This is a genomic window from Peribacillus sp. YIM B13472, assembly GCF_042788005.1.
In the GTDB taxonomy this organism is placed as follows: Bacteria; Bacillota; Bacilli; order Bacillales; family DSM-1321; genus Peribacillus; species Peribacillus simplex_E.
The window spans coordinates 1-10,873 of record NZ_JBHZPG010000063.1 but is presented as its reverse complement, the minus strand read 5'-3'; the positions used below and the strand labels follow the sequence as shown (position 1 = coordinate 10,873).

At 42.1% G+C, this 10,873-nt stretch carries 9 protein-coding genes; 8 read left to right on the top strand and 1 reads right to left on the bottom strand.

Annotation, left to right across the window (positions count from 1 at the left end; translation table 11 throughout):
• Positions 1 to 293: 293 nt before the first annotated feature.
• The 8 genes from ACFX4I_RS25925 to ACFX4I_RS25890 all read left to right on the top strand — a co-directional run bounded on the left by ACFX4I_RS25925 (position 294) and on the right by ACFX4I_RS25890 (position 9,868).
• Complete coding sequence (locus tag ACFX4I_RS25925; protein ID WP_309519080.1) at positions 294 to 524, top strand: hypothetical protein; 231 nt, start codon at positions 294 to 296, stop codon at positions 522 to 524.
• Between the two features lie 397 nt (positions 525 to 921).
• On the top strand, positions 922 to 2,520 hold the full coding sequence (locus tag ACFX4I_RS25920) for a long-chain-fatty-acid--CoA ligase (RefSeq protein ID WP_377424071.1): 1,599 nt from the start codon (positions 922 to 924) through the stop codon (positions 2,518 to 2,520).
• Between the two features lie 101 nt (positions 2,521 to 2,621).
• Complete coding sequence (locus ACFX4I_RS25915; RefSeq protein ID WP_230302915.1) at positions 2,622 to 3,899, top strand: MFS transporter; 1,278 nt, start codon at positions 2,622 to 2,624, stop codon at positions 3,897 to 3,899.
• 93 nt (positions 3,900 to 3,992) lie between these two features.
• A complete protein-coding gene (locus tag ACFX4I_RS25910) occupies positions 3,993 to 5,165 on the top strand; it encodes a thiolase family protein (protein WP_377424073.1) in 1,173 nt (390 codons plus the stop codon).
• Between the two features lie 137 nt (positions 5,166 to 5,302).
• On the top strand, positions 5,303 to 6,451 hold the full coding sequence (locus ACFX4I_RS25905) for an acyl-CoA dehydrogenase family protein (protein WP_309519078.1): 1,149 nt from the start codon (positions 5,303 to 5,305) through the stop codon (positions 6,449 to 6,451).
• A gap of 70 nt (positions 6,452 to 6,521) precedes the next feature.
• Positions 6,522 to 7,706 carry a thiolase family protein gene (locus ACFX4I_RS25900; RefSeq protein WP_309519077.1) on the top strand — a complete coding sequence of 395 codons (1,185 nt, stop codon included), beginning with the start codon at positions 6,522 to 6,524 and terminating at the stop codon, positions 7,704 to 7,706.
• Between the two features lie 86 nt (positions 7,707 to 7,792).
• Positions 7,793 to 8,197 (top strand): PaaI family thioesterase, encoded by a 405-nt coding sequence (locus ACFX4I_RS25895; protein ID WP_377424068.1) that lies wholly within the window; start codon positions 7,793 to 7,795, stop codon positions 8,195 to 8,197.
• A gap of 72 nt (positions 8,198 to 8,269) precedes the next feature.
• Positions 8,270 to 9,868: a long-chain-fatty-acid--CoA ligase gene (locus ACFX4I_RS25890; protein WP_377424066.1), complete on the top strand. Its 1,599-nt coding sequence runs from the start codon at positions 8,270 to 8,272 to the stop codon at positions 9,866 to 9,868.
• A gap of 50 nt (positions 9,869 to 9,918) precedes the next feature.
• Here ACFX4I_RS25890 and ACFX4I_RS25885 read toward each other — a convergent pair whose 3' ends face one another.
• Complete coding sequence (locus tag ACFX4I_RS25885) at positions 9,919 to 10,671, bottom strand: hypothetical protein (RefSeq protein WP_377424064.1); 753 nt, start codon at positions 10,669 to 10,671, stop codon at positions 9,919 to 9,921.
• Positions 10,672 to 10,873: the final 202 nt, after the last annotated feature.

The window sequence follows — 10,873 nt, the reverse complement described above, 5'->3', positions numbered from 1 at the left end:
GCGAGTGCCTGGAGAGGAAATCAACGTTCAAATTGTACAAGCCATAAAAATAGACAAACTCGATTTTCATCGAGTTTTTCTGGTCTTTTTAACTTTTTGTCCCTGGGGGTAGAGTCAACGAGAAAGCATAAAACCTACCCTAATTCAATTAATTCCAGTAAGGTGGCAATTGTAGTAGAACGATGTTATTTAACGTCCATAAAAGTGTAAAAAACATTTACGGACGTTCTTTGTTTTGCAGATACATTTACGAACGGTTTGATAGAACTAACATGGAGAGGTGTAAAAAATAGATGTTCGTAAATTTGGATACATATGAGTTAGCAGCAAAGATCAAAATGAAGGACGACAACTTCAAGCCATATTGGATAATGGTCTTAAAGATCGAGATATCTAGATCTTTACAGATGGTCCGATCGATTGAACCAGTTATGCGGCTTGGATGGTTCCTGGATTCAGCGGTGGAAAAATCAGTCTACGAATGCGCAAAAGCTAAAAATCCAGGAATGGAAGTTGAGCTATAGATTTTTTATTTATTTACTCGTAAGCCAATTTTCAATTAACATTGCACTTGCCCATCCATAGCTGGATGGGCTTTTCAATTTTATAATACACTATGGATAAAATCAAAATCACGATTTGTGAGTAGATATAATCTATAATATGGTAAAAAACTACTTTTCAATATCGATTGAAAACCAACCAGATCCTGTGAAAATTCAATAATGAATTATTGGCATTTCGATGAATCCTCTACAGAAGGGCATTATATGTGAATAAAATTCATTAATGAATTGACTGATCTTAATACTAAGCAATTTTACACAAGAATAGGACTTGGCATGCAAGTTGCATAATCATAATAATAAGAATAAATCAAACATGCACGATAGAAATTCGTTTATATGTGGAGGGATAATGGTGCGAAAAACGATAAATAAACCATGGGAGCAGTGGTATGTTGAAAGAATGAACTCTATGAAGCTACCGGAAATATCCGTCTATTCACTGCTTGATATAACAGTAAGTAAGTTTCCTCACCATACAGCCATCATTTATGAAGACGAGTCCATGGATTATAAGAATCTAAAAATGCAGGTAGACAAACTTGCAGGTAAATGGAGAGAAATGGGCTTTGTTAAAGGTGAACGGATTGGTCTGATGATGGCCAACCACCCTAATTTCATAATCAGTTATTACGCTGCGCAGGCACTAGGTCTGTTAGTTGTACAAATTAATCCCATGTATAAACCACGGGAACTTTTGCAAATCTTAATAGACTCGGATACCAAGAGTATTGTATTTGACCAAACGGCCGCAAATACAATCGAAGAAACGAAAGCGATATATGAATTTGATGTTTGCATTGACACGGAAAATGTTCAAAATGGTTCTTATTCCCTTCAAACGATGATTGAAACCGGGGAGGCCATTAAAAAGCCGGAAATGATAAGCCCGCATGACGATACTGCAGTCATCCAATATACTGGCGGCACCACAGGGAAGATGAAGGGTGTCATGCTTACTCACCATAATTTAACCTCTAATGTCGTGCAAAGCTTTGAAATGTATGGGGATTCCCTGAAACCTGGCGAAGAAATCGTTTTGGCAGCTACGCCTCTTTACCATGTTTATGCCATGACAAGTGCAATGAATCTAGGTATCTATATTGGAGCTGCCATCCTCTTATTTCCTAAATTCGAACTTCAAGATGTACTTGCAAAAATAAAAAAGTATCGTCCGACTTTCTTTCCAGGAGTTCCAAAGATGTATAATGCATTCGTCAATCATCCTGGAATTGAAAACTATGGACTGAATTGTTTAAAAAGTTGTTCTTGTGGATCGGCACCCCTTCCGGTTGAAGTAATTAAGCGATTTGAGGAGCTGACCGGTGCCAAAATCGGAGAGGGCTTCGGTTTGTCGGAGGCTTCACCTTCCACCCATCGTAATCCGCCTTTCGGAAAAAGGAAAATAGGAAGCATTGGCATCCCTTTTCCTGGCACGGACTGTATGATCATTGACGATGAAAATAATGAAGTGCCTAACACAAGCGTCGGGGAGTTGCTCATAAAAGGCCCCCAAATCATGAAGGGTTATTGGAATAACGAAGCCGAAACCAAAAAGGCCTTACAGAATGACTGGCTATATACTGGCGATCTTGCTGTGATGGATGACGAAGGATATTTCTATATAGTCGGGAGGAAAAAAGAAATGATCATCGTCGGCGGATTCAATATTTACCCTCAGGAGGTAGAAGGAGTTCTGTATGAACATCCGGCAATTAAAGAGGCAGCTGTGGTGGGAATCCCCCATAAAGTAAAAGGCGAAATTGTGAAAGCGTTCATCGTACCTAAAGAAAGCGCTTCCGTGGATCTTGAAGAAATAGAAGGATATTGTTATTCCCAATTGACGCCTTATAAGGTACCAAAAGTATTTGAATTGAGAAAAGAACTTCCGCGAAATACAGTGGGTAAACTATTAAAAAGATTGTTAGTTAAAGAAGAATTGGAAAAGGAATGAAAGAGGGGGAATGTGGTTAGCTCATCCAACTATTTATGATCAAACCTACGTTGGGTGGTTTACGCGTTTGTATACAAAAATAAAGAAGAGGAGGGATTCATATGCGTTGGGTTGTTCTCATTCTATTATTCTTTGGGGCCGTCATCAATTTTGCAGATAAATCGATCGTGGGTCTCGCGGCGGTTCCTATCATGAAGGAATTCGATCTTTCCTATGCGGAGTGGGGCCTTGTTGGAAGCAGTTATTATTGGCTCTACCCAGTAACAGGTATTTTTGGGGCGGCATGGGCTGATCGGCTGGGGGCTAAAAAAGTGCTTGGGTTCATCATGCTGACATGGACTGTTTTGCAATTTGGCGTTTTAGCCATCACCGCTCTTCCATTATTGATTCTATACAGGATTTTACTGGGCGCATTCGAAGGACCTTATAGCCCGATTGCTTACAGTCATGCCGATAAGTGGTTTCCGCCGAAACTGAAAGGCTTTGCCAATTCGGTGGTTGTTGGCGGAGGGACCGTTGGTGCGATGATCGTGGCACCGATCCTCGTATCCTTAATTACGATATTCGGCTGGAAGGTTGCCTTTGCAGCACTTGGTGCAGCAAGCCTTGTTTGGTTCTTCCTCTTTCAATTTTTAACAAAGGAAAATCCAGTTGAAATATATGAAAACGTACAAAAGAAAAAGAAAGTGAAACTAGAAAAAATAAAAGTGAAAGACTTTTTGTTGCTATTGGCTTCACCTACTGCTTTGTTTACTACGCTCGCATATTTTTCAACGTATATTTTAGTTGTTTGGTTTTCTGTTTGGCTCCCGATTTATTTAGTGGAAGCCGTAAAAATGACACCAGGTCAAATGGGAAGCAGCGTTGCGATAATCGGAGTCGTTTCCGTATGTATTTATATGGGTGTTTCGATGGTGTCCGATCATTTATTCAAGAAGAATCAGAATTGGCGGTCATCGAGGGTATTTGTCGTCGCGGGCGCTATGATTCTTGGTGCATTGTTCTTTTCTTCGATCATGGTATTTCAAAATCCAACCTGGGTAATAGTCGCCATGTGTTTAGCAAAGGGCCTTACATATGCCATTTTACCGATCGGACCAACGATCATGATCAATGAAATGCAAGAGCGGGGAGGATTGATGACAAGCATCTTAACATCATCAGGAAATATAGCAGGCATTATTGCACCTCTATTAACTGGCTATATCATAAGTTTAGCAGGAGGAAATGAATTATTGGGATATAACTTATCGATATTGTTCATGGCCATCCTAGTCCTGGCTTTTGGCATCCTGTTTGCGATATTCGTTAAACCAGCCAAATCAAAAGGGAAACGTAAAAATAAAAGTTCGGATAACGTTGATCTTAAGTCCTCATAAGCAAGGTCGAACCTGCTTACATTCAGTGAAACTAGTGAAATGAAGGGATTCCTTCAAATGGGTGTGAAAAAAGGAAAAGGAGCGGATGGGAAAATGAATAGAGATGCCGTCATAGTTTCTGCAGTTCGAACAGCGATTGGAAAACAGGGAGGTGCACTTGCATCGGTTCCCGCACACGCATTTGGAGCAGAAGTGATGAAAGAAGCCATAAAACGAGCGAATGTCGAACCCCTAATGATAGATGATGTAATCATGGGGAATGTGTTAAGCGGAGGTGGAAACATTGCCAGGTTAACGGCGCTGGAAACAGGCCTCTCGATTCATCTTCCCGGACTGACTGTCGACCGTCAATGCGGCTCGGGAATAAATGCTGTCAACTTGGCTGCACAAGCGATCCGGGCAGGCGAAGGCGATGTCTATATCGCCGGTGGGGTCGAGAGCATGAGCAGGGCACCATACTTGATGGATCGACCGGAAAAAGCATACAGTGCAAAGCCACCGCAGTTCAGAAAATCCCGGTTGTCCCCAAAAGAGATTGGCGATCCCCCGATGGGAATCACGGCTGAAAATTTAGCGGAAAAATATGAGGTCAGCAGGGAAGAACAAGATGAATTCGCACTGCAAAGCCAAAAAAAGATGACCAAAGCCGTGGAAGAGGGCCGTTTCAATGAGCAAATTGCGCCTATTCACATTCCGGTCAGAAAAGGCGACGATATTGAATTTAAATTGGATGAACATCCACGTCCGCAAATAACGAAAGAAGGACTAGCCAAATTATCACCTGCGTTTTTAGAAGGCGGTTCCGTGACTGCAGGCAATAGTTCGGGATTGAATGATGCCGCATCGGCCCTGGTCATCATGTCGAGGGAAAAAGCAGTGGAATTGGGGATTAAACCTTTGGCGACGATCAGGGCACAGGCCGTTGCAGGGGTAGATCCAAATTATATGGGAATAGGACCTGTTCCCGCTATAAGAAAGGTCATGGAGAAATCAGGGCTTTCCTTAAATGAAATGGACATCATTGAAATTAATGAAGCCTTCGCCGCTCAAGTCATTGCTTGTAATAGGGAGCTTGATATGAATCCCGCAAGAGTGAATGTGAACGGGGGAGCCATTGCACATGGACATCCACTAGGTGCGACGGGTGCCATCCTCATTACGAAAGCGGTTTATGAATTGAAGCGTTCTGCCGGAAGGTTTGCTCTTATTACAGCTTGCATTGGAGGCGGGCAGGGAATTGCTACGATAATTGAACGTGAAGCCTGATTTTGTAGGAGCGAGGACTCTAATATACCAGAATATAATGAATTCCATTGAATGATTAGATGATAGCAGCCCTATAGGCCCTATGAAGAAAACTTGTAAATGGCTACACATGAACAGAACTAAGGAGGAATAAACTGATGACAATCACTTTAACCAAGGAAATGCAGCAAATGAAGGAAATGATCCGTAATTTTGTTGAAAGGGAAGTGGAGCCCTACGCCATACAAATTGAAGAAGAAGATGCCATCCCGGAGCATTTGGTGGAAAAAGCAAAAGACCTTGGCTTATTCGGGATAAGCATTCCAGAACAATACGGTGGAATTGGCTTGAATGCTGTTGGAAAGGCTACCGTATTAGAGCAGTTAGGGAGGACCCATAATGGATTTGTTTCATTAATAAGCGCCCACACCGGGATTGGCAGTACAGGTCTGGTTAAGCTTGCATCCGAACATTTGAAAAATAAATATTTGCCTGAAATGGCAGCAGGCACGAAAATTGGCGCCTTTGCTTTATCTGAACCAGGAGCGGGATCGGATGCAACCAATTTGGCAACAAGTGCAGAAAAGAAGGGTGATTACTGGGTGATGAACGGGACGAAACATTTCATCACGAATGGGCCGATAGCTGATGTTTATACCGTATTTGCTATAACGGATAAAGATAAAGGAGCAAAGGGAGGGATTACAGCTTTTTTAGTAGAAAGAGATTTTCCCGGTTTAATTGTAGGCAAAAAGGACAAAAAAATGGGGTTAAGGGGATCTTATACCTCACAGGTCATTTTCGAGGATTGTATCATACCTGAAGAAAATGTTATCGGCGAAGTTGGAATGGGATATATCTCTGCCCTGAAAATTTTAGGTGAAGGGCGTGTAGGTTTGGCTGCAAGATCAGTGGGATCAAGCGGTAAGTTGATTGAATTATCAGCTAAATATGCAAAAGAGCGCATTCAATTCGGCAAACCAATTGCGGACAACCAAGCGATTCAATGGATGCTTGCTGATATGGCAACCGAAACGGAAGCCGCAAGAGCATTGACGATGATGGCGGCAGAAAAGATTGATGAAGGAAAAAAAGTAATCAAGGAAGCATCAATGGCAAAGCTGTTCGCTTCAGACGTTTTTAATCGGGTCGCGGATAAAGCGGTTCAAATTCATGGCGGAATGGGATATATGGCTGAATATCCAGTTGAACGTTTTTATCGGGATGCCCGCATAACGAAGATCTATGAAGGAACGAATGAAATCCAACGTTTAATCATAGCAAGGAATGTCTTGGAAGAGTGTTAATTTCTTACTGTTTGATTCGGGCAGGTAGTCTATTGCCTATGAATCTGGAATTTCAAGGGGGAGGAACGAAATGGGAGAAGATATCGTAATCGTTAGTGCTGTTCGAACACCGATTGGAAGGTATGGTGGAGCATTTAAAGAGATTAGTTCCGGTCATTTGGCGAGCATCGCCATCAAAGAAGCGATCAAGCGAGCGAATATTGTAGCAGAACAAGTGGATGAAGTCATTTTCGGGGAGGTTAGGCAAACGACCGAATCCTCGAATGTCGCGAGAGTGGCAGCTCTGCGCTCAGGGATTCCCGACTCTGCACCGGCTTTTACGGTAAACCGGTTATGTGCATCTGGAATGCAGGCCATCACCTCAGCAGCACAGCAGATAAGCTCAGGTCAAGCAAATATAGTCGTTGCCGGCGGTACGGAAAGCATGAGCCGCGCACCGCTTTATTTAAGAAGTGCCCGTTTTGGGGGAGACAGGACCAAGCTAGTGGATTCTAATACTGAAGCAGGACAGCAGCCTCAAGAAATTTACGGAAAAAGTTTGGGGATGGGGATCACCGCTGAAAATGTTGCACAACGATATAGCATTTCCAGAGAAGAACAAGATGCCTTTTCAGTGGAAAGTCAACGAAGAGCGGCGCAAGCGATAGAAGAAGGAAAGTTCAAGGATGAGATCGTTCCTGTTCAGGTCTCTGACAGGAAGAGTACGGTTACCATTGAAACGGATGAATATCCACGTCCGGAAACCACAATGGAAAAACTTGCAAGCTTAAAACCGGCATTCAGGGAAAACGGAACCGTCACTGCAGGGAATGCTTGTGGCCGTAATGACGGGGCTGCTGCATTGGTATTAATGAAAGAAAGTGAAGCAAAACGGTTACAAATACAACCAATCGCAAAGATTGTCGATTGGGCGACCGCTGGAGTTTCTCCTGAAGTGATGGGAATTGGTCCAGTACCAGCCGTCGGAAAACTTATGGAGCGCACCGGGAAAAAAGTAGAGGAAATTGGGCTTTTCGAATTAAATGAAGCGTTCGCTTCACAGGCATTGGCAGTAATCAGGGATTTATCGCTAGATGAAAACAAAGTTAATGTAAATGGGGGAGCGATCGCTCTTGGACACCCAGTCGGATCGACGGGCGCCCGGATCGTGACAACGCTAATATATGAACTGATTCGCAGGAAAGAAAGATATGGTGTTGCTACACTTTGTGTTGGCGGCGGACAGGGAATGGCTATCATGATTGAAGCCGTATAGGCCAACGATTAAGGAGTGGAAACCCTATACGTTTCTGCTCCTTTCCGTATATAAGTTGAATCGCGCCAAAGTGAGGGGGAGGAAGATTGCCTGTTGAAGTGGAAGATATTCGGAACCAATTCGAAAGTAGTGCATTCTTTTCACATATAGGTTTTGAAATCATTCGGTTTGAAGAGGGGAATGTTACTATAAAGTTGAACATAGAAGAACATTTGCTTAATGTTAATGGAACACTGCACGGTGGCATTCATGCTACCATGCTGGATACCATTCTAGGAATGGTGACTCGTTCCGTTACCAAATCCAAAGTCGTGACGACAAGCTTAACTGTACATTATTTAACCAGCATATCGAGCGGGGAACTATTTGCGGAAGCAAAAGTCCTTCAAAAAGGATACAAAATTGCCTTTACTGAAGGAGAAATAAAAGATACTGAAGGCAACACAATTGCAAAGGGAACAGGAATATTTAAAATCATTCGTGATAAATGAGGCAAGGATGATCAAGTTGGCTGACAAATGACTATGCTCATTTTAATAGAAAAGAATGAGGTGTGAAAAAAATTGACTAGAACTTGGCATGGATTTTATCCGAAAGAAACTCCTGCTGAAATTGACATTCCAGTATTGTCATTATATGGACTCCTTGAACGTTCAGCCCGACTTTACCCAACCTGCAAAGCCGTAATAGATGGGGATCGAGAAATGACATATATGGAATTAAAGGATGCCTCAGATCGTTTTGCTGTGAATTTAGACAACCGTGGATTTCAAAAAGACGATCGTATAGCAATCATGCTGCCAAATTGTCTAGAATATATCATTGCCTATTATGCCATTCATCGTATGGGAGGTGTGGTCGTTCAAGTGAACCCGCTGTATCAGTCGAGTGAATTGGATTATATATTACAGGATTCCGAAGCCAATTGGTTCATTGGGCGTGAAGAACAACGGGGAAAATTAGTGCTAACAAGTTTTTCTGATAGGTTAACGTTCATATCTGCCGAACAATTAATGGAAACTGGAACGGATTTATCAAGGAAAGATAAGGAACTTCCTGCTCTGGCCATCGATCCGAAGGAAGCTGTGGCTGTACTTCAATATACAGGGGGGACTACAGGGAAATCAAAAGGGGTCATGCTCACGCATTTTAATTTGATCTCGAATGTTTATCAAGACTTTGCCTTTACGGCAAATGCCCTTCAACTTCAAAGGCCTGGGGAACGGATGCTTGGATTGACCCCATTATTCCATGTGTTTGGTAATGGACGATTGAATAGTGCCATATATGCCGGATCGACTTTTATCACATTAGAGAAATTTGAAATAAACAAGGTGGTGGATTTGATTCGAACACATCGGCCAACCATTTTTCCAGGTGTCCCGACCATGTATATTGCTTTACTGAATCACCCGGATTTAACGGCGGACGATTTAAGCTGCTTTAAGTACTGCAGCTGTGGTTCAGCCCCGCTCCCGATAGAAATCATTCATCAGTTCGAAATAAAATTACGTGTTACAATATTGGAAGGGTTTGGAATGTCGGAAACTTCACCCACTACCCACCGCAATCCAGTCATAGGACAGAAAAAACCAGGAAGTATCGGAATCCCATATCCAAATACCGACGCTAAAATCGTCGACCTGAAAACAGGCATTGATGAATTGCCAGCAGGTGAAAGAGGCGAACTGATCATTAAAGGTCCGCAAGTAATGAAGGGATATTGGAAGAATTCAAAGGAAACGGCAACGGCCTTGCGGGATGGATGGCTTTACACTGGGGATATCGCGACGATGGATGAAGAAGGATATTTTTATATCGTAGGCAGGAAGAAAGATATGATCATTGCAAGCGGTTATAATGTTTATCCAATCGAAGTTGAAGATATTATTTATCAGCATCCAGCCGTAAAAGAGACATGTGTATATGGGGTTCCGGATTCATACCGTGGGGAAACGGTAAAAGCGGCCATTGTCTTAAAGAAGGGAAAGTCAGTCCCGGAGCAGGAAATCAGGGAGTTTTGCGTGCAACGATTGGCCAGATACAAAGTGCCGCGAAGTTTTGAGTTCAGGGAACAACTGCCAAAATCAGCTGTAGGGAAAATATTGCGCAGAATATTAATGGAGGAAGTAACACAGAACCCTACTGTAGGGGAGAGATAAGCAGTTCATTTATCGTTAGGGTTTCCATCATATTTTTATAGACTATAAAACTACTTTCCTTTTAGCGGAATTTCAAATGAAGTCCCCTCCACCAATAATTCATGAGACTCACCATCCGCTATATCATCGGTAGTGAATGAAAAGGAATCGAGCCGATCGAAGTTTTCCTCAGGATTAACCAATAAGCCAATTGTGCCATTTCTTGTTTCTCCTGGTTGGTAATCTGATCGGCTTACTTTTTTTGTCCCCATAAAAGTATCTCCGGAATGGATGAAATTTTTAGAAGGCACCTCATATGTAAGATCATCATTGAAAGTAAAATTTTCCATGCTGAAGAACTGAAGTTCCTTCGAATCTTTATTTTCCACGGAATAAGTTATCTCTAGATAGGAAACCTCATCATCAATATCCGTTTTAGACAACGCAGCCTTTTGATCGATTTCCTCCATGGATAAATTCTCTTTATAATATATCGAATAGGCCTCTTCAAAACTCAATCCCGTATAGGACTTGAGCTCCTCCTTTACTTCATCTGTGAGTGAAGACAACTGTATCCTGCGGATATCCTTAATTGTGATGACCATGGGTGTCAATTCAAATGACTCATTAATGGACTTCGTTTCTAGTAATGTGAAGGTTCCCCAATTTTTTTGGCGAACCTTATCGCCGACATTTTTTAGATGGGTCCCGCCATATTCCTGCACCTCAGGAATTTTGGACTCCTGGGCTACCGCATTTTTCCCTTTTTCAGTTTTATCGCTCCCGAAATAATTGAAGGCAATTACACTTAAACATATAAGCAATAGTCCAACAATTGCTGAAATGATCCATCGTTTACGGATACTTCATCACTCCTTGTCTTAAACCATTGATGTCATAAACTATAATATACCATTTTTTCGCAAATGGCGGGATTGGGTAACTGAAGAAATTAAAACATACTAAGATTAGTAGTGCGGACCAAGGCATTGGTCCACACTACTATTTTTTATATAGTAGAAATGA

Coding starts and splice junctions, on each gene's coding strand:
- ACFX4I_RS25905 (WP_309519078.1), top strand. CDS start 5,303: ATGACAATCACTTTAACCAAGGAAATGCAGCAAATGAAGGAAATGATC.
- ACFX4I_RS25910 (WP_377424073.1), top strand. CDS start 3,993: ATGAATAGAGATGCCGTCATAGTTTCTGCAGTTCGAACAGCGATTGGA.
- ACFX4I_RS25925 (WP_309519080.1), top strand. CDS start 294: ATGTTCGTAAATTTGGATACATATGAGTTAGCAGCAAAGATCAAAATG.
- ACFX4I_RS25900 (WP_309519077.1), top strand. CDS start 6,522: ATGGGAGAAGATATCGTAATCGTTAGTGCTGTTCGAACACCGATTGGA.
- ACFX4I_RS25915 (WP_230302915.1), top strand. CDS start 2,622: ATGCGTTGGGTTGTTCTCATTCTATTATTCTTTGGGGCCGTCATCAAT.